This window comes from Stenotrophomonas sp. LGBM10 (assembly GCF_046736075.1).
GTDB lineage: Bacteria > Pseudomonadota > Gammaproteobacteria > Xanthomonadales > Xanthomonadaceae > Stenotrophomonas.
The window spans coordinates 172,178-191,704 of record NZ_CP177163.1 but is presented as its reverse complement, the minus strand read 5'-3'; the positions used below and the strand labels follow the sequence as shown (position 1 = coordinate 191,704).

Annotated in this window: 17 protein-coding genes; 10 read left to right on the top strand and 7 right to left on the bottom strand. The window is 68.3% G+C overall.

What is annotated here, in order from left to right; all coding sequences use genetic code 11:
- Position 1: 1 nt before the first annotated feature.
- The 3 genes from ACLB90_RS00785 to ACLB90_RS00775 all read right to left on the bottom strand — a co-directional run bounded on the left by ACLB90_RS00785 (position 2) and on the right by ACLB90_RS00775 (position 1,316).
- A complete protein-coding gene (locus ACLB90_RS00785) occupies positions 2–490 on the bottom strand; it encodes a pilus assembly protein (protein ID WP_411851176.1) in 489 nt (162 codons plus the stop codon).
- Complete coding sequence (locus tag ACLB90_RS00780) at positions 487–1,032, bottom strand: prepilin peptidase (RefSeq protein ID WP_411851175.1); 546 nt, start codon at positions 1,030–1,032, stop codon at positions 487–489. The genes ACLB90_RS00785 and ACLB90_RS00780 overlap by 4 nt, the downstream gene beginning before the upstream one ends.
- Positions 1,033–1,136: 104 nt before the next feature.
- The gene (locus ACLB90_RS00775) at positions 1,137–1,316 is read right to left on the bottom strand and encodes a Flp family type IVb pilin (protein ID WP_411851174.1); all 180 of its coding nucleotides are present in this window, start codon (positions 1,314–1,316) and stop codon (positions 1,137–1,139) included.
- 654 nt (positions 1,317–1,970) lie between these two features.
- On the opposite strand from ACLB90_RS00775, the gene ACLB90_RS00770 reads away from it, so the two are divergent.
- From ACLB90_RS00770 to ACLB90_RS00760, 3 genes are all read left to right on the top strand, one after another.
- The gene (locus ACLB90_RS00770) at positions 1,971–2,957 is read left to right on the top strand and encodes a helix-turn-helix domain-containing protein (RefSeq protein WP_411851173.1); all 987 of its coding nucleotides are present in this window, start codon (positions 1,971–1,973) and stop codon (positions 2,955–2,957) included.
- 249 nt (positions 2,958–3,206) lie between these two features.
- On the top strand, positions 3,207–7,769 hold the full coding sequence (locus tag ACLB90_RS00765) for a YadA-like family protein (RefSeq protein ID WP_411851172.1): 4,563 nt from the start codon (positions 3,207–3,209) through the stop codon (positions 7,767–7,769).
- A gap of 89 nt (positions 7,770–7,858) precedes the next feature.
- On the top strand, positions 7,859–8,695 hold the full coding sequence (locus ACLB90_RS00760) for an OmpA family protein (RefSeq protein WP_411851171.1): 837 nt from the start codon (positions 7,859–7,861) through the stop codon (positions 8,693–8,695).
- Positions 8,696–8,871: 176 nt separating this feature from the next.
- On the opposite strand, the gene ACLB90_RS00755 is transcribed toward ACLB90_RS00760, so the two are convergent.
- The 3 genes from ACLB90_RS00755 to ACLB90_RS00745 all read right to left on the bottom strand — a co-directional run bounded on the left by ACLB90_RS00755 (position 8,872) and on the right by ACLB90_RS00745 (position 11,863).
- Positions 8,872–9,264, bottom strand: coding sequence for an OsmC family protein (locus ACLB90_RS00755; protein ID WP_411851170.1), 393 nt, complete (start codon positions 9,262–9,264; stop codon positions 8,872–8,874).
- Positions 9,265–9,363: 99 nt separating this feature from the next.
- Positions 9,364–10,212, bottom strand: a complete 849-nt coding sequence (locus ACLB90_RS00750) for an acid phosphatase (protein WP_411851169.1) — start codon at positions 10,210–10,212, stop codon at positions 9,364–9,366.
- A gap of 112 nt (positions 10,213–10,324) precedes the next feature.
- The gene (locus ACLB90_RS00745) at positions 10,325–11,863 is read right to left on the bottom strand and encodes a histidine kinase (RefSeq protein WP_411851168.1); all 1,539 of its coding nucleotides are present in this window, start codon (positions 11,861–11,863) and stop codon (positions 10,325–10,327) included.
- A gap of 243 nt (positions 11,864–12,106) precedes the next feature.
- Between ACLB90_RS00745 and ACLB90_RS00740 the strand changes: the two genes are divergently transcribed.
- From ACLB90_RS00740 to ACLB90_RS00730, 3 genes are all read left to right on the top strand, one after another.
- Entirely contained in the window at positions 12,107–13,078 is a 972-nt protein-coding gene (locus tag ACLB90_RS00740; protein WP_411851167.1) for a helix-turn-helix domain-containing protein, read from the top strand.
- Between the two features lie 195 nt (positions 13,079–13,273).
- Positions 13,274–13,924, top strand: coding sequence for a response regulator (locus ACLB90_RS00735; RefSeq protein ID WP_411851166.1), 651 nt, complete (start codon positions 13,274–13,276; stop codon positions 13,922–13,924).
- Between the two features lie 112 nt (positions 13,925–14,036).
- A complete protein-coding gene (locus ACLB90_RS00730) occupies positions 14,037–14,444 on the top strand; it encodes a response regulator transcription factor (protein ID WP_411851165.1) in 408 nt (135 codons plus the stop codon).
- On the opposite strand, the gene ACLB90_RS00725 is transcribed toward ACLB90_RS00730, so the two are convergent.
- Positions 14,441–15,607 carry a hypothetical protein gene (locus ACLB90_RS00725; protein ID WP_411851164.1) on the bottom strand — a complete coding sequence of 389 codons (1,167 nt, stop codon included), beginning with the start codon at positions 15,605–15,607 and terminating at the stop codon, positions 14,441–14,443. The two genes, ACLB90_RS00730 and ACLB90_RS00725, sit on opposite strands and share 4 nt — an antisense overlap.
- A gap of 179 nt (positions 15,608–15,786) precedes the next feature.
- Between ACLB90_RS00725 and ACLB90_RS00720 the strand changes: the two genes are divergently transcribed.
- The 4 genes from ACLB90_RS00720 to ACLB90_RS00705 all read left to right on the top strand — a co-directional run bounded on the left by ACLB90_RS00720 (position 15,787) and on the right by ACLB90_RS00705 (position 19,499).
- Positions 15,787–16,218, top strand: coding sequence for a hypothetical protein (locus ACLB90_RS00720; RefSeq protein WP_411851163.1), 432 nt, complete (start codon positions 15,787–15,789; stop codon positions 16,216–16,218).
- A gap of 4 nt (positions 16,219–16,222) precedes the next feature.
- The gene (locus ACLB90_RS00715; protein ID WP_411851162.1) at positions 16,223–16,732 is read left to right on the top strand and encodes a DUF202 domain-containing protein; all 510 of its coding nucleotides are present in this window, start codon (positions 16,223–16,225) and stop codon (positions 16,730–16,732) included.
- Between the two features lie 69 nt (positions 16,733–16,801).
- A complete protein-coding gene (locus ACLB90_RS00710) occupies positions 16,802–18,391 on the top strand; it encodes an arylsulfatase (protein WP_411851161.1) in 1,590 nt (529 codons plus the stop codon).
- A gap of 181 nt (positions 18,392–18,572) precedes the next feature.
- Positions 18,573–19,499 carry a formylglycine-generating enzyme family protein gene (locus ACLB90_RS00705; protein ID WP_411851160.1) on the top strand — a complete coding sequence of 309 codons (927 nt, stop codon included), beginning with the start codon at positions 18,573–18,575 and terminating at the stop codon, positions 19,497–19,499.
- The last annotated feature ends 28 nt before the right edge of the window (positions 19,500–19,527 follow it).

Here is a 19,527-nt window from a genome sequence, read left to right as displayed (position 1 = left end):
ATCAGTTGCTGCCCTGGTCCAACTGGACGACAGCGGTACTGGTGATGGGCCGGGACACGACCCAGCCGTAAACGGTGCCGGTGCCCGGCAGGAAGGGGTTGGCGCGGTAGTCGTAACTGACCCGTACCTGGATGCATTGCGCGCTGGGCAGGTCGGCGCAGGGCGCCGGCGCGGACACGATGATGGGGGGCGCGGCGCTCGTGGCGCAGGTCGGGCTCTGGCCGGCGTAGGCCAGCAGCCACTGCATGGAGCGACGTGCGGCCACGCACGCGGCCATGCGGCGCTGGTCCGGGGTGGCGTAGCGCAGGGAGGCGCGCGCGCCCTCGGCAGATGCCACCGAGAGCGTCTGCTGTACGGCCATCAGCATCACCCCGGAATAGGTGATGAGCAGCAGCGGCAACAGGCCGAACATCAGCATCAGCGCGAACTCCAGCGTGGCGATGCCGCGCTGGTGGCGTTGGCCGGCGGGCGGGACGCGGACGGTTGTCATGGCCACACCGCATAGGTGTCCTGGACGACCCACAGCAGGACGCCCAGCGAAAGATAGGCCGCGAACGGAATGCCCACGCGGCCCTGGCGCGCGTGGCGGATCTGGTCGGCGGCGGGATGATGGTCCAGGTGCTCCACAGCGTTGTCGCGCAGGAACTGCAGGCGCAGCGGCATCATCGGACGCACCCGACGGGCGGCATGGATGCACAGCGCATGCGCGCCGGCGCACAGGCTGGCGATGATCCAGACCGGCAGCAGCGCGCTCCAGCCGAGCAGCAGGCCGAGCACCGCGAAGTATTTGACGTCGCCGGCGCCCATCCAGCCGATGGCGTAGAACGGCAGCAACGCAAGCAACCCCGCCACGGCACCCAGCAGGTGCGCGCCCGGCATGCCGCCGCGCGCGACCGCCCACTGCACGCACAGCCACGCCAGTGCACTGGCAGCCGCCAGCAGCAGAACGCGATTGGAGACGCGTCGGGCGTACAGGTCGCTGATGGCGACCTGTACGCCCAGCAGCAGCGCCAGTAGGGGAAGAAACGACATGGGCACTATCCCCTGTGCGGTTTCAACGTGGATCGCGGGCCAGACGACACCGTCGCCGCCGGAGAGACGGCGGACGAAGGGCGGCCGACCTGCACCGGTACCGGTCAGGCCGCGGCGGAATCGACCAGTGCGGTCAGACGGGTAAACAGATTGGTGAAGAAGGCGGTGATCTGGGTGCGGCCGGTAACCACCAGGACGCCGGCGATGACCGCGGCGAGCAGGCCATATTCCAGTGCGGTGACGCCGTCTTCCTCGACCAGGAACTTGCGGATGGATGCATTCATGACGGTTATCTCCATTTACCTATCAGGGCCCGGATGGGCAGCAGCTGCCTTGCAGTGAAGAGGGCCGGTTCCGACTCCGCGGAGGGCCTTCCGCTGGCCTGCGCAGTTCCTTGCGCAGGAGTGCGACCCGTGCGGGTCGCCGATGCCGGCCGGGCTATCCCGGCTGGCCCCGTGCCTGGCGGTACGCAAGAGCCGGCCAGGCGCGGCGCAGGTGCGGCTGCGGCCTGTCGGTGGAAGCAACGACTGCGGTTGCCTGCCTGTCCATGACGTCCCCCTGTGATGCGATGGTGCCGCGTGTGGCGGCACCGACATTCAACGAAATGTTCAGCGAATGCGATGGTCTGTGATGCACAAAATCGGCAGGGATAATCCGAACTTTAGTGCGGTCGCTGCCGATTCCCCGATCCGCAGTGCGTGGCTCCCATTTAATATCCTGAAGGTGAACGAGTTGTCGTGATTATGTGATGGCAAGGTGAAACCCACGTAATCCGCGCAATTTCCGGCCAACGGGGTTGTTTTCCCGTGTCGCGATTGAGGCATACTCATCGCGAATGCGCAGTCATATTCCGCAGCGTGCGAGGAGCGCGGACGAGCGGTGAATCGGCGTCGCGCGATGCGCGCCGGGGAGCCGGGCCAACGGGGGGCATCACTGTCATGGTTGATGGTGTGGTGGGCGACATGGGCGACAACCTCAGGGCGTTCGACCTGGCCACGCTGAGCGGCGTGCTGCGGGTGTGCGACGTCGAGATGGTGCTGCTCGATGGCAATGGTCCCCGCGCCAGCATCGATGCGCTGGTACATGACGAAGCACTGTTCTGCACGCTGGTCTGCGGCTTCCATTTCCGCGGGCGTTTCATGCTGCCACCGGACTGGTGCCTGCTCGGCTTCATCCACGACACCGACGACGGGTTGAGCTGGTGCCACGGCATTCCGTTGTCGGCGGGCATGGCGCTGACGGTATTGCCCGACGGCATCAGCGAGTTCACCTTCAGCGCCGGCACGCGGCTCACCTTGCTGCTGCTGCCGATGCAGCGGGTACAACGCAAACTGACGCAACTGAGCCTGCTGAGCACACCGCCGGCCGGCCAGGCGCTGTCGCTGTTCCACCCGGCGGGTGGGGTCGGCGTACACCGGCTGGTCCAGCAGTACCGGCACCTGCAGGACACGCTGGGCGGGCAGGGTGTCGCACTGCCCGACGACGCGGTCGAATCGCTGTTGCACGCGCACGTGCAGGCACTGCTGGCGGCCGGTCCCGGCGACCGGCCAACCTGCAGCCGGGCGCGTCGCACCCATTATCTGATCGCGCAGCGGGCCGAACATTTCATGCGGCTCAATCTGCGTCGCTATATCTACATGAATGAAATATGCGATGCCGCCGGCGTCAGCGAGCGGGCGCTGCGGTATGCGTTCGAGGATCTGTTCGGCACCTCGCCCAATCGGTATCTCTCGATGCTGCGCCTGTGCGCCGCGTGCCGTGGCCTGTCGATGGCCGATTCGAGCCGCAAGTCGGTCAAGGCGATCGCACTGAGCTGCGGCCTGTGGGACCTGTCCCGTTTTGCCGACAATTATCGTCGTGTCTTCGGTGAACTGCCCCGTGACACCCTGATGCGGGCCCCGGCGCAGATCGGCAGCCCGGCCTGACGCCCCTCGGCCGGGCCGCCGCCCGGATCACCGCACTGCGCCCCGATCACCACCCCGCAAGGGCGCCCGGCGACTTTCTGCCGTATTTGCGCATTCGCCTGCCGGTTTTCCCCGTTGCTTTGCCGGAACCCGGTTTTGGCCTGCCGGAATGAAGTGCGCGGCGCTCGACGCGACGACTGTAATGAATCCCACGTGCCCAGAGGCATGGACGCCGCAGTCCGCATCGATCGTCAACGGGGGAATACCGTCATGAATCGCATCTTTCGTCTGGTCTGGAGCCACCAACTGAAGGCCCTGGTGGTCGTCTCGGAAATCGCCACCTCGCGTGGCAGCCTGGCCGCTGGCCCGGTCCGTGTGCACCTGCGGGTGCCGATGTCGGCGCTGTCGCTGGGTCTGGCGATGGCCCTGTGCAGTGGCAGCGTATGGGCGGGCGAAAGCCAGACGCTCAACGATCTGCAGGCGCTTGCAGCCAAGTACGCGCCGCTGCCGGCGAAGATCGACGCCGAGGCCGCGCTGGCGGCCGTTACACATACCCGCGATACCTCGCCGGCGCTCAGCGCGCAGGCCAATGTGAACCTGGCCCTCGGCACGCGCACGGTCGCATTGCCCGTCGCCGCCAAGGTGGAACTGTCCCTGCCCAAGCGCATCGCGCTGCCGGGCAGCGGTGAGACCCTTGCCGGCCTTGGCGTGGAGGTGCGCGCGGAGACGCCGCTGGCCACCACGGCGCTCAGCGCCGCGCCAACGGTGTCGATGTCGCCGCAGGGCCTTGCCGTACACGCCGATGCGGCCGCCAACGTGCAGGCGGCGGCAGGCACGGTCGCGGCCACCCATGCGCAGGTTGACGTGCAGGCCAATGCCGCCGCCGCCCTGGCACCACGTCCGGACGCGGCCCGTATCGCCGGCGCGCTCAAGGCCGATGCGTCCGTCACCGCGACGACGCCGGCAGCCAACGTCGACGCCGACCTGAAGGCCGACGTCGAGGCGTTGGCCCAGGTGGACGCCGCCGCACACGATACGGTGGCGGCCTCGCTGGCCACCAGCGTCGCCGGTGGCGTCAAGGTGGATGCACTGGGCCATGTGGTGGATGCGGCCGACCGCAATCCCAAACTGGTGGACGCCTCCGCGGCCGCACGCCAGACCAGTTCGATGACGCTCGCACCGACCGGCCTGCTCGGCGGCGTGGGCGATCTGCTCAATGGCGTGGGCAACACCGTGGGCGGGGTGCTCAACGGCGTCGGCGGCACCGTCGGCGATCTGCTGGGCGGCGTGGGCAACACGGTCGGCGGCATTCTCGAGCCGGTGGTGGGTACGATCCTGCCGGCCCCGACCTCGCTGCCGCCGGGCAGCCCGAAAGGGCCGGTGGCCGCCGATCCGAACGCCGGCCTGGTGATCGGTACCGGCGGGCTGGTGGGCTCGCTGTCGCAGCTGGTCGGGCCGACCGCACAGGGTCTGCTCGGTGGTGACGGCTACGTGCGCAACGGCAACCTGGCCGTCAGCAGCGCCAACGTGATGCAGACCTACTCGGTGACCAATGTGCTGGGCATTCCCACGGTCAACCTGACCCCGGTCGGCACGCTGCTGGATGGCCTGGGCAATGCGTCCACGGGCGGTGCCTCGCACCTGACCCTGATCGGCGGCGTCACCTCCGACAGCTACATCTTCAACATCAACAACGGCAAGCCCAACGGTCTGCTGGGCCTGTTGCTGCCGGACGGCTCGCCCGCGTGGTCCAACACCTGCGTCAACCTGCTGGTCGCCACCGTGGACTGCTGGGCCGTCAACGCAGCGCAGGACTACCAGGTGTTGATGGGCGATGGCGCGTACGCCAACGGGTCCAAGGAAGTGGTGATCGGTGCCAATGCACGCCATGAGCTGCCGCGCCAGGACGCCAACCTCGCGTTCCCGGGCAATGGCCTGAACGATCCGACCGATCCGACCGGCGTGCCCACCGCGGATTACGCTGCACGGATGGGGCATTCGGTGGTGGTCGGCGACAGTGCCCGCGGCACTGCCAACGGCCAGACCATCCTGGGTGCGGAGGCGACCTCCAGCCAGGCCAACAGCGTGGCGCTGGGCTACCGCTCGGCCGCCAACCGTGGCGCGCAGGCCAGCTACAACGCCTATGGCCTGACTACCGCACAGGTGTCGGCCGGTGAGGTGTCGGTGGGCTTTGCCGGTGGCGAGCGGCAGATCACCAACCTTGCCGCAGGCAGCGCGGCCAATGATGCGGTCAACGTCGCGCAGCTGCAGGGCGCGATCTCGCAGATCGATGCGGTCGGCGCATTCGCGGTGACCTACGACGACGATGGCGCCGGCAATGCCAACTACCGGCGGATCACGCTCGGCGCCGGCACCGGCACCACCACGCTCGGCAACCTCGCCAACGGCACGGTCGCGGCGGGCAGCACCGAGGCCGTGAACGGCGGCCAGCTGTTCGGCACCAACACGGCGATCGTGGACTATTTCGGCGGCCTCACCGCCTATGACCCGGCTACCGGCACCTGGACCGCGCCGAGCTTCCAGATCAGCACGGTGTCCAGCACCGGTGCGATCGCCCAGGGCGTCTACGACAACGCCACGGACGCGTTCTCGGCGGTGGACGGTTCGCTGGTCAACCTCAACACGCAGATCACCGACATCCGCAACGGCGCCGGCAGCCGCTACCTGAAAGTCAATTCGACCGGCAGCGATGCCGCGGCCGCCGGTGTGGACAGCATCGCGGTGGGCATGGGCGCCTCCGCAACGGCCGCCAACGCGATCGCGGTGGGTGCCGGCGCGGTCGCCGACCGCAGCGGCACGGTCTCGGTGGGTGCGGCGGGCAGCGAGCGCCAGGTGGTGAATGTCGCCGCCGGTACGCAGGCCACCGACGCGGTCAACCTCGGGCAGCTGCAGGCGTCCGAACAGGGGGCGCTGCGCTATGACGCGAATCCGGACGGCAGCCTCAACTTCGCCAGCGCCACGCTCGGCAACGGCACCGGGCCGACCACGCTGCGCAACATCGGCGCCGGTGCGATCGGCGCGCTCAGCACCGAAGCGATCAACGGTGCCCAGCTGTTCGCGGCCAACCAGACCGTGGCCACCCACCTCGGCGGCGGCGCCGCAGTGGATGCCAACGGCGTGCTGACCGCCCCGACCTACACCATCAACCAGGTCGCTACCGATGGGCAGGTGACCCCGGGCACGTACGACAACGTCGGCAGTGCCTTCGACGCGGTCAGCCAATCGCTGGCGAACGTGGCCGACCAGACCGACACGATCGACAAGCTGGCGGTCAAGTACGACGTGGACGCCTCCGGCAATGCGACCAACCAGATCACCCTGGCCGGTGACGGCACCGGTGCTGCGGTGGGCCTGGGCAACCTGGCCGATGGCAGCGTGCTGGCCGGCAGCCGGGCGGCGGTGACCGGCAACCAGCTGTTCCAGACCAACAACGCGCTGGTCGGCTACTTCGGCGGCACCACCAACTTCGATGGCAACACCGGCATCTGGACCGCGCCGACCTTCCGCATCTCCACGATCTCCACCGATGGCAGCGTGGTCAGCAACGACTACAGCAACGTCACAGTGGCCTTCGCAGCGGTGGACGCGTCGCTGACCACGCTCAACACGCGCATCGACCAGATCCAGCCCGGTGCCGGCAGTCCGTATGTGCAGGTCAACTCGCTCAAGCGCGGTGCCGCCGCCAGCGGCGCCAACAGCGTGGCGATCGGCCCGCTGGCCAGCGCCGGCGGTGCGGGCAGCGTGGCCGTGGGCGATGGCGCCAGCGCCAGCGCAGACAACAGCATCGCCCTGGGCAGCGGCTCGGTGGCCAGCGTGGGGGCGCAGAGCGGCTATACCGGTGCCTACGGGGCAGCCGGTGGCAGCAGTTCGGTTGGCGAAGTGGCGGTGGGCAGCAGCGGCGCCGAGCGCAAGGTCACCCACGTGGCCGACGGCTCGGAGCGCTACGACGCGGTGAACGTGGGCCAGCTGCAGAACGGCGTGAACTACGCCATCGACCAGTCCAAGGCCTACACCGACACGCAGATCACCAACATCAACAACGGCACGTCGGGAATGTTCCAGGTCAACAACACCCAGGGGCTGGCGCAGCCGTCGGCCACCGGCGCCAATGCCGCCGCCGGCGGCGCCGGTGCCACGGCCGCGGGCAGCAGCGCCACCGCGCTGGGCAACGGGGCCAGCGCACAGGCCGACAATTCGGTGGCGCTCGGGGCCGGTTCGGTGGCCAACCGCGCCAATACGGTGTCGGTGGGCAGCGTGGGTGCGGAACGGCAGATCGCCAACGTTGCCGATGGCAGCCAGGCCACCGACGCGGTCAACGTGCGCCAGCTGCAGGCATCGCAGCAGGGCACGCTGCGCTACGACACCAACGTCAACGGCACCACCAACCTCAACAGCGTGACCCTGGGCAGCACCGCCACCGGCCCGACCACGGTGCGCAACGTTGCCGCCGGCACCGCCGGTACCGATGCGGTCAACGTGGACCAGCTGCGCTCGGGGCTGAGCCAGACGCTCGACTGGTCCAAGGCGTACACCGACCAGCGCATGGATTCCTTCGACCGCAACCTGCAGAAGACCGACAACCGCGCCTCGGCCGGCGTCGCTTCGGCGATGGCGGTGGCGGCGCTGCCGCAGCCCTACGAGGCCGGACGCAGCATGGCCTCGCTGGCCGCCGGCAGTTTCAACGGGGAATCCGGGGTGGCGGTGGGCATCTCCGGTGTCTCCGAAGGTGGCCGCTGGATCTACAAGTTCAGCGGGTCGACCAACAGTCGCGGCGACGGCGGTGTTGCCGTGGGCGCCGGCATCCAGTGGTGATCGCCGCGGGCGCCGGCACCTGCCGGCGCTTCAGGGGGTGGCTACCTACACGTATCCAGGGGGATCGCATGTCCACATCATCCACATCCATGTCACCGCTGCTGCGCTCGCTGTCGCTGGGGCTGGCGGTCCTGCTGTTCAGTGCCTGCGCCAGCCACGGGCGCAAGGCCGACGGTCCCGGCACGCAGGAGGCCGGTAGCGCAGCGGCCGATGCCCCCGCGTTCCCGGACCCGCGGAAGGCCACGTTGAAGGAAGGGCTGTTCGTCGACATCGACAGCCTGCGCCTGTTCGCGCGCGGCATGAGCAAGCGCCAGCTCTACAGCCTGCTGGGTACGCCGCATTTCGGCGAGGGCATGTGGGGGGTGCGCGAATGGAACTACCTGTTCAATTTCCGCAGCACGCCCGGCGGTGACTACTTCACCTGCCAGTTCATGGTCACCTTCGACAACAAGGGCATCGCCCAGGACAGCCATTGGAAGCCGGCTGCCTGCGCGGCGGTCCTGCAGCCGCCGGCACCGCCGCCGCCGCCGCCGGCCCCGGTCGTGATGCCGACCGAACCGCTGCGGTTGTCGGCCGATGCGCTGTTCGCCTTCGACAGCGCGGTGCTCACCGCCGAAGGGCGCCGCAGCATCGAGGGCGTACTGGCGCAGGTGCGCAGCGCCAGCCAGGTGCAGACCATCCAGGTGCTGGGGTACACCGACCGCATCGGCGCCGATGCCTACAACCTCGATCTCTCGCAACGCCGGGCGCAGGCCGTCCGGGATGCGCTGGTGCAGGGGGGCGTGCCGGCGGCGGCGATCATGGCCGAAGGCCGTGGCAAGGCCAACCCGCTGGTGCAGTGCGATTCGGCAGGGCGCAAGGCCCTGATCGCCTGCCTGGCGCCGAACCGCCGCGTGGAGCTGTCGGGGATGGCCACACCGCGCTGACCGCGCTGGCCCACCACGCAGACACGTTCCGCTCCCTTCCTTCCGCGTCCCGGCCTGCCCGAGCACGCCGTGCCGCACCCCCTTGTCCCGGCCCGCCGCTTTCACAGCGAGATGTCTCCCCCGTCATCGATCTGGGAGCGGCGTGCCGGGCCATTCTTCTCCGCCACGCCGGGGCGTCAGACGCCGCGTTCGCTGGTGATGGTGGCGCCTTCGCGCATCACTTTCGTGACCGGGGTCTTTTCGACGACCTCCAGCAGCCGAGCCCACTGCGCATCGGTCAATGCGGCGCTGGCGTGCAGTACGCGGTGCACCACGAGCCGGTCGGCCGCGTCGCGGCGCGAGCTCAGTTCGGCACGGAACTCGCCCAGCTCCCAGCCCTTCTTCTCGGCATACATGCGCAGGGTGATCGCGGTGCAGGCCGACAGCGAGGCCAGGTACAGGTCGAACGGGGCCAGGCCGGCACCCTGGCCGCCCAACGTGGCCGGCTCATCGGCAATCAGTGCATGCTCGCCGCTGCGGATCTGGTGGCGGTAGTTGGGGCCGTCGGAAACGATCTGCACCTGTGCCATCGCGGGAGCCATCCAGTATCGGGAGTAGCGCCCAGCATCGCATGGGCCGCCTGCGCCGCGCAGCCCTGCAGGAATGGAAAGCAGCGGTGCAGCAGCGGCTCACTCCACGCCGGGGATCTTCACCGCCAACGCGGTGGCTTCGGCATCGCATCCGGTCGGGGTTTCGCTGCTGCCGCGCAGGCTGGCGATTTCGGCACGCGCGGCACTCATGTCCGCAAGGAAGTCGGCGTTGGCATGCAGGGTGGCCACGGCACCGGCGGCCACCGCACGGCCCTGCAGGATGTCACTCTGCCAATGCGCGTTGCAGATCAGCCGGTTCTCGCCGAATGCACGGCCCCGCGCGAGCAGGGCGTCAGCCTGGCCGGGACTGAGCTCGGTCAGCAGCAGCGCCCAGGTCCAGCCGATCGCGGTGTGCCCGGACGGATAGGAACCGTCGCCGCGCAACTGCGCTTCGTCGGCCGGTGCGCAGGTAGCCTCCTTGTAGTACACGAATGGGCGCGTGCGCTTGTAGTGGTCCTTGGCCGCATAGGTGGCCAGCCCGGCATCGACCAGGCTGCGCTGCAGCAGCAGGTACAGGCGCGGCGTGTCCTGCTGGCTGATCGGTACGCCGAGCGCGCAGGCGAAGGCGCTGGCGATATGCGGGAAACGCAGGTCGGCATCGGCGCTGGCGAGCGCGTAGCGGGGCGTACGGCGCAGCGTCTGCGACGCGCGGCTGACCGCCTGGTCACGGGCAAATCCCGGCGACCCCTTGGCCGGCGGCGGCGGCAGCAGCGCCAGGCTGTCGGGCAAGGCGCGGCCGAGGTAACCGGCCGGGATGCCGGGGCGGATCTCCGGCACGGCCTTCGGGGTGGGCGGCGGCGGCGGCGCGGCGACCGGCGTGGAGGCGCAGCCTGCCACCAGAAGCAGCAGCAACGAACCGGGCAGGGAGCGGGCGGAGGTGGCGGCCATGCGATTCTCCTTGGGCAGGCGGCCAATGTGGCCGGCCCGGCCAACACCGCACAACCGCCTTTCTACGCGCGCCGCGTCAGTAAGACTACTGGCGTGGCACCCGCGGACACCGTTACCGGAGCGGGAAGCGCACCTCGATGCGGGTACCACCGAGCGGACTGCGCATCACCTGCAGGGTGCCGCCGAGCAGGTGCGCGCGCTCTTCCATGCTGATCATGCCCAGTCCCGGCGGCAACTGACTGCGGCACGCAGTCGGCATGCCGATGCCGTCGTCGTCGATGCGCAGCAGCCATTCGCCATCGCGCACGGCGACAAGAACGTCGGCGACACTGGCGCGGGCATGCCGGTCAACGTTGTTGATGGCTTCCTGCACGATGCGGAACAGGCTCAACTCCTGGTCGTCGGGCAGGCGCGGCGGATCATCGATATGGCAACGCAGGCGCAGCGCACCGCGCGCATTGCGCTTGATGCAGAACGCGTCGAGCGCGCTGGCAAGCCCGGTGAACCGCAGGATGCTCGGGTGCAGTTCGTGGGAAATGGAGCGGATGTCGTTGGAGACCGAGAGCAGCTGCTCCTGCAGTTCGACCACACTGGGGCGCTCGGCGGGCGCCACCTGGCCGCGCAGCGCACTGAGCCGGATCGAGATGGCCGCAAGCGACTGGTTGACGTCGTCGTGCAGGTCGCGCGCGATCCGCGTGCGTTCTTCCTCCTGCACCACCAGCATGCGGCCGGTGACTTCGCCGAGGCGGCGGTAAGCCTGCTGCAGTTTGAGGTGGTTGGAGAGTTTCTGCTCGGACAGCGCGCCCAGGAACAGCAGGGCGGCGCCGCTGCCGAGCGACCAGACCTGGGCCGTGACCAGGCTGTGCTCGGCGTCCCACAGCGCGAAGGGCCCCAGGCCTGCGAGACTGAGCTGCATGCCCAGGCAGGCGACGACCAGCATCGCCACGCTTGCGCCGGCAACACCGAACACGATCAGCGCCCAGACCAGCAGCGGGATCGGCGCCAGCACCAGCAGTGGCGTGATCACCCCTTCGCTCCAGTCCATGCGCCACGCCGCACCGAGCGCGCACAGGAGGACGACGGCCATTGCCAGGGTGCGCCAATGCCACCCGATGCGACGCTCCGGGGTATGCACGATGCGTTCGACGTTGACCAGCGTGGGCACCAGCAGCAGGTAGCTGACGCTGCTGCACAGCACGAGCGGGCCGAAGGCGCGGGACAGGGTGGGGCTGTCGGCGGCGCTGGCCAGCAGCGCTTGGCACCACGCGGTGCAGAGCGGCAGCAGCACCACTGCCAACGCCAGGAACAGGGCAATGTCGCGGTAGCCTTCAAGCGGCGCACGCCCGACGCGACCGCGTTGCAGCAGCCAGGCCACGGCGAGCACCAGCGCGAACTCGCCAAGGGTGGCCAGCACGCGTGGCATCGCCACGAAGGGTACGAACAGCATGGCCAGCAGCGTTCCGGCACAGGCTGACAGCACGCAGGCGCGCCAGGCCGGGCGCGGCGTGAACAACAGCCAGCCAAGCAGCAGTGGGCCGGGCAGCCACAGCACATCCAGGCGCAATCCCGGCATCTGGGCAACGGCGGGCAGCAACTGGCCAACCAGGCAGCCGATCAGCAGCGGCAGTACACGCGTGACGGCGCTGCGCACGTCGGGTGATGAAAATGTGGAGGTGCGCGGCGTAGCGGGGGCTCGTGTGCCCGGATGGGCGAGGTGTGGCGGTATCCCGGTACGCTTCGCGTGGACAACCACTGAACGTGACCCCTCGTTGAGGAATGGGCATGACGCGCGTCGGCGGCTTGTGGCCCTGTCGTTTCCGCCCCACAATCGCGCCGATCACAGCAGCTTGTCGAACCCCGCGCTATCCGATTTCCGACCTGCCCAGGAGTTGGCATGAACGAACCGATGGCCCCCTACAGCCGCTTCGTCGTCGATGGGTTCGATGCGAACGCACTGCTCGGCGTGGTGCGCGATACCCGTTTCGAGCAGCGTCTGCTGGCCGCAGGGCACTTCCGCGCCTGCGTACAGCGCCTGGTGTTTCCCCGGTTCAGCCTGGACAGCGGGGCCTATACGCTGCCCATATTCGCCAGCGGATGCTTCGCCGAGGGCATGATGGCGCTGGCGATGGCGGTTGCGTGCCCGCAGCCGATGTGGGCCAACGGCCGCTGGATCGGACTCGGCCAGGTGATGGTGTTTGCCGAGGATACCGAGCTGAACGTCCGGCCGAGCCCGGGCGGCTGGCAGTGGGCGGTGCTGCTGATTCCGCGTGATGTGCTGCAGCGGGCGGCGCTGCTGCGGGTGGGACGCGAGCTCCGGCTGCCGCAGCGTGGCTGGTACAGCCGGCCGGTGTGTCCGGCCGACGCGGGATCGCTGTGCTACGGCGTGAACAAAGCGCTGGCCGATGCCGCCAGCTGGGCAGGCATGGTGACGCCGGCGCAGTGGGAGGCGCTGGCCGACTTCGTGCTGTCGGTGTTCGTCGATGCGGTCAGCGCCAGCGATACCGGGCCGGAACGCCGGGCCGGTGGCACGTGGATGGAGCGGCATCGCGACACTCTGGTACGCCGCGCGGAGACCTACCTGAAGGCGCAGCTGGACCGCCCGTTCGACAGCCGCGCGCTGTCGCTCGCGCTGGGCGTCGGCGAACGGCAGCTGGAACGCCTGTTCCGTGACGCGTTCGGACATGGCCCGTGCCAGTGGCACCAGCTGGCGAGGCTGAACCTGGCACGCAGCGCGCTGCAGCACAGCGGCGAGGGCGACAGCGTGACCGAGATTGCGGGGCGCTTTGGTTTTTCCCACCTCGGCAGGTTCTCCGGCCTGTACCGGAATGTCTTCGGGGAATGTCCGCGAGACACGCTCCGGTACTGATCCGTGCCGCCGGCGGACAGGCCGGCGCAGCCGCCCGCGCGGCGAAAAATTCTCACGATGTCGTCACAGGGATGCTCGCATGGTCAGTGCGCTGCACGTGGCCGTCGCGACCGCAACGGCGATGCCCGCCAACCGGGCTGACGGACCGGGTGCCGCTCAATCAGGGGAAGATTGAATGCCAACGGAGATATCGCAATGGCCGTTTCGTGTGCGCAGTTGCAGGGTACGCCGTTCCGCAAGGTCGTCGTTGCCGATGACCACATGCTGGTCGCGCAGGGCATCGAACGCCTGCTGATGGAGTGTTTCGAGTCGATCGTGCTGGTGTCCTCCGGCGAAGCGCTGGTGGCATCGGTACGCCGCGATCCGCCCGATGTAGTGGTGGCCGATATATCCATGCCGGGCATCAGCGGTATCGATGCGATGCGCCAGATGCGCGAGGAGGGCTATGAGATGCCCTTCGTGTTCCTCACCATGCACGACGAATCCAGTGTCGCCGCCGAGGCCATCCGGGCCGGTGCCAGCGGGTACATCCTGAAGAGTTCAGCCGGCGATGAACTGGTGCGGGCGATCAACGGCGTGATGGACGGACAGACCTACGTCACCCCGACGCTGGCCGCCAATGCCATCGTCAACACGGGGCGCCGCCAGTACACACTGACCGACAAGCAGCTGCGCATCCTGGAGTTCGTCGCGCGGGGCCTGCGTTCCAAGCAGATCGCCTACGAACTGGGCGTGTCGGTGCGCACGGTGGAGTCGCACAAGTACGCCATCATGCAGGAGCTTGGCGTACACGGCACGCTGGAGCTGGTGCGCAAGGCAGAGCTGGAAGGTCTGATCCGCCACTGAGCGCGGTTGGCGTCGGGCAAGTAGTTTTACTTGCCCGGCCCCGGTTGTTTTTCCCTTGTCCCGCTGCGTCCGGCCGCACACCATCGGTGCACGCGTCGAACGGGCGGAAGCCATGAATGCAGTCCGTGTGCTGCTGGCCGAAGATGGCTGTGCGATGGGGCGCCAGCTTCGCGGCCTGCTGTCCCAGCAGTTCGATGTGATCGGGCTGGTCCAGGACGGCGCGTCGCTGGTGCAGGCGGCGCAGGCCATGCTGCCCGACGTGATCGTGACCGACATCGCGCTGCCGGAGCTGGACGGGCTGGCGGCCGCGCGACAACTGCGTCAGCAGCGCCCGGTGCTGGGCGTCGTCTTCATCACCGTCCATGCCGAAACCCAGATGATCGCGCGGGCGATGGCGCTTGGCGCGTGCAGCTACGTGCTCAAGTCCGATGCGGGCGATGACCTGCTGCAGGCCGTGCATGCGGCCATCCGCGGTGAGGCGTTCATCTCCCGCTCGCTGGCGCCGCCCGTTCCGCGCTAGGCCAGAATGCCCAGCAGCTTGCTGGCCAGCTCGTCCACCGACATCGCCACCAGGAACACCGGACACAGCGGCAGCATGGCAGGGATCGTCATCCACACCAGGTTCCAGCGGTTTAGCGGCATCACCGACATCGAGGCCAGGCCGTGGTACACGCCGCTGAAATCAGCCAGGGCCGAGGCGTCGCCGTGGTCGAGCAGTGAATCGCTGTCATCCCTGCTGCCCACGTCCTGCTTCCAGCGGCGATCAAACGTTTCCGCCGCGCGGCTGCCGAGTGCGTCGAAGCGATAGAGGCCGTGGCGCTTGGCCCGCAGCATGGCGGGCATCAGCAGCAGCAGCGGCGCCACCAGCAGTGCGGTGGCGCCGATCACGAATCCGGCCAGCAGGTGGCGCATGTCGTGCAGACCTTCGCCCAGGTACGTCATGTGGTTCAGGCAGGCACCGCCGAGCAGCAGGCCGCTGCTCAGCGACAACACCGCGAAGCGCTCCTGGGCCAGGCCCAGGAAGCCCAGTCCGCCCGCGCCATCGGGATGCTGGGGGCGCAGCACCATGCCGACCCGGGGCAGGCGCCAGAGCAGGTAGGTCCACAGCGCGAAGCGCCACAGCCACAGCAGCAGGATCAGCCGGTGCAGCGGGAGCGACACCCACTCGTACCAGCGGCCGGCGGCGGTGAGGTGGGCGCCGTCCAGCCGCCAATCGGCAATCCCCGGCAACAGGCTCACCGCATGGCTGTCCAGCAGGGCCGGAGCCCATGCAATGAGTACGCACAGCGCCTCCGGCCACCATCCATCGCGGCCGTGGCGTATCTGCCGCAGCAGCGCCTGCAGCCGCGGCTGGCGGCGTGGCGGCACCAGGCTGTGCTGCCCGAGCTGCCGGAAAGCATTGCGCATCAGCGCATCGGCGGGCGCAGCGGCAAGGATGAGCACGGGCGTGGCCAGCAGCAGCCGCGCCAGCGTAGCGTAGTCCCCCAGCAGCGCCATCGCCGGCGGATGCGGCCACAGTGTTCCTGCGGATGCGCACAGCAGCAGCAGGGGCAATGTGCTCACCAGCAGCAGACCGGCGGCGATCCAGCACGGCAGATGGGGCAGGCCGTGCATCGCACCACTCGCGCGCAGCAGACGGTGAACCAGGCCGCCACGCATCAGGGACTCGCTGTGCCGGGTCATGCGCCGCTCGTTGTGTCGAGGAGAGAAGGCGCGGCGCCATACCTGCCGCGCGACGAGCATACCGCTGCCAACGGCACGTTTCGGCGCAGTAAAAATACTGGCGGCGATGCAGTACCAATCCCGATTGTCGCAGGCCACGGCGGCGCCCAAGCTGGACACCTGCCGCACGGACCCTTCCCATGCTCCTGGTCATCGATTTCCTGACGCGCTTCTGGACGGACATGATCGATCGCGCGGACGGTCCGATGACCTTCCGGTTCTTCCTGCAGCCGACGATGGCGCTGATCGCCGCGCTGCTCGACGGCATCAAGGACGCGCGCAGCGGGCGCACCCCCTATGCCTGGCTGCTGGCCCATGCGGGCAGCCGGGATGTCCGGCTGGCGACATGGCGCGAGGGCGTCACCGCCACCATGCGGATACTGCTGCTGGGGGTCGGCATGGACGTGATCTACCAGTTCCGCATGTTCGGCGGGTTCAAGTACCCGCTGGAGGCGTTCGTGATTGCGGTCGTGCTGGGTTTCCTGCCTTACCTGGTGCTGCGTGGTCCGTTCAACCGGCTCGCCACGCACTGGTTCCGTCGCCATCCCCCGAAACCAAAGAAGGTGGTGTGAGCTCATGAAGCCTACCGATCCAGCGGGTCACCTGAGCGACCGGGCGCTGAGCATCGCGCGCGCCACAACGCTGCTCGGCGGCAGTGACGAGGCGTCGTTGGAGCTGTCGTCGCGCCGCACCGGCATGTCCTTCCAGCGCACCCGCATGAGTGCGGACCGCACGCTGATGTCGATCATCCGTACCGCGTTGTCGCTGATCGGCTTCGGCTTCACCATCTATCAGTTCTTCGGCCACATGCTGGAGACCGTGGGCGGACTTCGCCCGCACGCGCCGCGCAACTTCGGCGTCGCCCTGGTGGCGTTGGGGCTGGTGCTGCTGACGCTGGGCATCGTGTACCACGTGCGCTACATGCAGGGACTGCGCGCCGAGCGCGCACTGATGATCGAGGAAGGACTCATCCACGGCGAAAGCCACTACCCGGTCTCGCTGACCCTGATCACCGCCGGTCTGCTGTGGCTGCTGGGCCTGCTGGCGATTGTCAGCATGACCTTCAACGTCGCACCGTTCGGCTGAGCGCTGCGCGTCCAGCCGCCCATTTCTGCTGGCGTCGCGCCGGCGCCCCTGGTTCCACTGGAGACTGTCATGGCACAAGCAAAGGCTGGTACGGCGAAGTCCGCCGGGACTGCGAAGAAGGGTAACGGCAAGCGTCCGAACATCCTGGTGATCTGGGGCGACGACATCGGCATCAGCAACCTGAGCTGCTACAGCCAGGGCCTGATGGGCTACCAGACGCCGAACATCGACCGCATCGCGCGGGAGGGAACGCTGTTCACCGATTCCTACGGCGAGCAGTCCTGCACGGCGGGACGCTCCTCGTTCATCACCGGGCAGAGCGTGTATCGAACGGGCCTGTCCAAGGTGGGCATTCCCGGCGCCCCCACCGGCATGAGCGACAAGCTGGTCACCATCGCTGCGCTGCTGAAAAACCAGGGCTACGCCACCGGCCAGTTCGGCAAGAACCACCTGGGCGACCTGAACCACATGCTGCCGACCAACCACGGCTTCGACGAGTTCTTCGGCAACCTGTACCACCTCAACGCCGAGGAAGAGCCGGAAATGTACGACTACTTCCCGGAGAAGGACTTCCCCAACTTCCGCAAAACGACCGGGCCGCGCGGGGTGATCCACAGCTGGGCGACCGACAAGGACGACGCCACCGTGCAGGAACGCTGGGGCAAGGTGGGCAAGCAGAAGATCACCGACACCGGCCCGCTCAACACCAAGCGCATGGAGACCTGCGACGACGAGTTCGCGGCGGCCGCGAAGGCGTTCATCAAGCGCCAGCACGACGACGACACGCCGTTCTTCGTGTGGGTCAACTACACGCACATGCACATGTTCACCCACACCAAGCCCGAAAGTCTGGGCCAGGCCGGGCGCTGGCAGTCGCCGTACCACGACACCATGATCGACCACGACAGGAACGTGGGCGAGCTGCTCGACTACCTGGATGAGCTGGGCATCGCCGACGATACCTTCGTGATGTACTCCACCGACAACGGGCCGCACCGCAACTCGTGGCCGGACGGTGGTACCACGCCGTTCCGCAGCGAGAAGGACACCAACTGGGAAGGCGCGTTCCGCATCCCGATGGTGGTGCGCTGGCCCGGCCACATCCCGGCCGGCACCGTGGCCAACGGCATCGTCCAGCATCACGACTGGCTGCCCACGTTCCTGTCGATGGCCGGCGATCCGGATGTCAGCGAGAAGCTCAAGAAGGGCTACAAGGCGATCGGCCGGACCTACAAGAACCATATCGACGGCATGGACCTGACCGGGTATCTGACGGGCAAGGAGGCGGAGAGTCCGCGGAATCTGTTCGTGTACTTCAGCGACGATGGCGATGTCATGGCGATCCGCTACGACAACTGGAAGGTCTCGTTCATGGAGCAGCGCTGCAAGGGCACCCTCCAGGTATGGGCGGAACCGTTGACGCCGTTGCGGCTGCCCAAGGTCTACAACCTGCGCACCGATCCGTACGAATTCGCCGATGTGACGTCCAATTCGTACTACGAATGGATGCTTTACCACGCCTACATCCTGTTCGGCGCCTACGCGATCGCCGACAAGTTCGCGGCGACGTTCAAGGAGTTCCCGCGGGTACAGAAGCCCAACACCTTCACCATCGATGACGCGCTCAAATCGATGAGCGATGCGTGCGCGGGCAGCTGACAGGCGCAGGTCCGGCGTGCAGCGAAGGCTGCATGTCGGCGCGGTTCCCCAGTGATCAAGGAAACGTCCCCATGATGCAGCGTACCGTCCCCGCGCGTTCTCCCTGGGCAGCACTGCCGTGCCGCCGGTGCACCCTGCCGCGCGCGCACAGCGGTGGTGGGCGGTGGACGGAGGGCGGGGCATGAGCGTCGTCGCAGATACCATGATCGCGTTGGCCGGCGGCGTGTTCAGCATGGGCTCCGACGACCACTATCCGGAGGAGCGCCCACGGCACAAGGCGAAGGTGGGTGCGTTCCGCATCGACCGTTATCCGGTTACCAACCGCGAGTTCGCGCGGTTCGTGCGGGAGACCGGGCATGTCACCGCGGCCGAGCGACCGGCGGACCCGCGCGACTACCCCGGCGCCGACCCGGCGTTGCTGGTGCCGTCCTCGGTGGTGTTCGTGGCACCGCCACATCCGGTCCCGCTCACCGACACGTACCAGTGGTGGCACTACGTTGCCGGGGCCGACTGGCGCCACCCGCGCGGGCCGTTCTCCAGCCTGGCCGGGCTGGACGACCATCCGGTGGTGCATGTCACCCACGCCGACGCGCTGGCGTATGCCCAATGGCAGGACAAGGACCTGCCGACCGAGGCGGAATGGGAGTTCGCCGCGCACGGCGGCGCTGATGCGACCGAGTTCGCGTGGGGTGACAGCCTGCTGTGCGCCGGCCGCCACATGGCCAACACCTGGCAGGGCGACTTCCCCTGGCAGAACCTGGAGGCCGACGGCCACCGCTGGACCTCGCCGGTGGGCAGCTACCCGCCCAACGGCTACGGCCTGTACGACATGATCGGCAATGTGTGGGAATGGACCAGCGACTGGTACCAGCAGCACGACCAGCTGCAGAGCCGCCCCTGCTGCGCCATCGACAACCCCCGCGGCGGCGCGCGCGAACGCAGTCATGATCCGCGCGACCGCGCCGCCGTACCACGGCGGGTGATGAAGGGGGGCTCGCACCTGTGCGCGCCCAACTACTGCCGCCGCTATCGCCCGGCCGCGCGCATGGCGCAGCCGATCGATACCTCCACCTGCCATCTCGGGTTCCGTTGCGTGGATCGGTCATGAACCGCCGCGCCCCCTGCATCCCTGTCTG

Excerpts from the sequence above, each read along its gene's own strand:
- ACLB90_RS00785 (WP_411851176.1), bottom strand. The coding sequence starts at position 490 with ATGACAACCGTCCGCGTCCCGCCCGCCGGCCAACGCCACCAGCGCGGC.
- ACLB90_RS00780 (WP_411851175.1), bottom strand. The coding sequence starts at position 1,032 with ATGTCGTTTCTTCCCCTACTGGCGCTGCTGCTGGGCGTACAGGTCGCC.
- ACLB90_RS00775 (WP_411851174.1), bottom strand. The coding sequence starts at position 1,316 with ATGAATGCATCCATCCGCAAGTTCCTGGTCGAGGAAGACGGCGTCACC.
- ACLB90_RS00770 (WP_411851173.1), top strand. The coding sequence starts at position 1,971 with ATGGTTGATGGTGTGGTGGGCGACATGGGCGACAACCTCAGGGCGTTC.
- ACLB90_RS00765 (WP_411851172.1), top strand. The coding sequence starts at position 3,207 with ATGAATCGCATCTTTCGTCTGGTCTGGAGCCACCAACTGAAGGCCCTG.
- ACLB90_RS00760 (WP_411851171.1), top strand. The coding sequence starts at position 7,859 with ATGTCACCGCTGCTGCGCTCGCTGTCGCTGGGGCTGGCGGTCCTGCTG.
- ACLB90_RS00755 (WP_411851170.1), bottom strand. The coding sequence starts at position 9,264 with ATGGCACAGGTGCAGATCGTTTCCGACGGCCCCAACTACCGCCACCAG.
- ACLB90_RS00750 (WP_411851169.1), bottom strand. The coding sequence starts at position 10,212 with ATGGCCGCCACCTCCGCCCGCTCCCTGCCCGGTTCGTTGCTGCTGCTT.
- ACLB90_RS00740 (WP_411851167.1), top strand. The coding sequence starts at position 12,107 with ATGAACGAACCGATGGCCCCCTACAGCCGCTTCGTCGTCGATGGGTTC.
- ACLB90_RS00735 (WP_411851166.1), top strand. The coding sequence starts at position 13,274 with ATGGCCGTTTCGTGTGCGCAGTTGCAGGGTACGCCGTTCCGCAAGGTC.
- ACLB90_RS00730 (WP_411851165.1), top strand. The coding sequence starts at position 14,037 with ATGAATGCAGTCCGTGTGCTGCTGGCCGAAGATGGCTGTGCGATGGGG.
- ACLB90_RS00725 (WP_411851164.1), bottom strand. The coding sequence starts at position 15,607 with ATGACCCGGCACAGCGAGTCCCTGATGCGTGGCGGCCTGGTTCACCGT.
- ACLB90_RS00720 (WP_411851163.1), top strand. The coding sequence starts at position 15,787 with ATGCTCCTGGTCATCGATTTCCTGACGCGCTTCTGGACGGACATGATC.
- ACLB90_RS00715 (WP_411851162.1), top strand. The coding sequence starts at position 16,223 with ATGAAGCCTACCGATCCAGCGGGTCACCTGAGCGACCGGGCGCTGAGC.
- ACLB90_RS00710 (WP_411851161.1), top strand. The coding sequence starts at position 16,802 with ATGGCACAAGCAAAGGCTGGTACGGCGAAGTCCGCCGGGACTGCGAAG.
- ACLB90_RS00705 (WP_411851160.1), top strand. The coding sequence starts at position 18,573 with ATGAGCGTCGTCGCAGATACCATGATCGCGTTGGCCGGCGGCGTGTTC.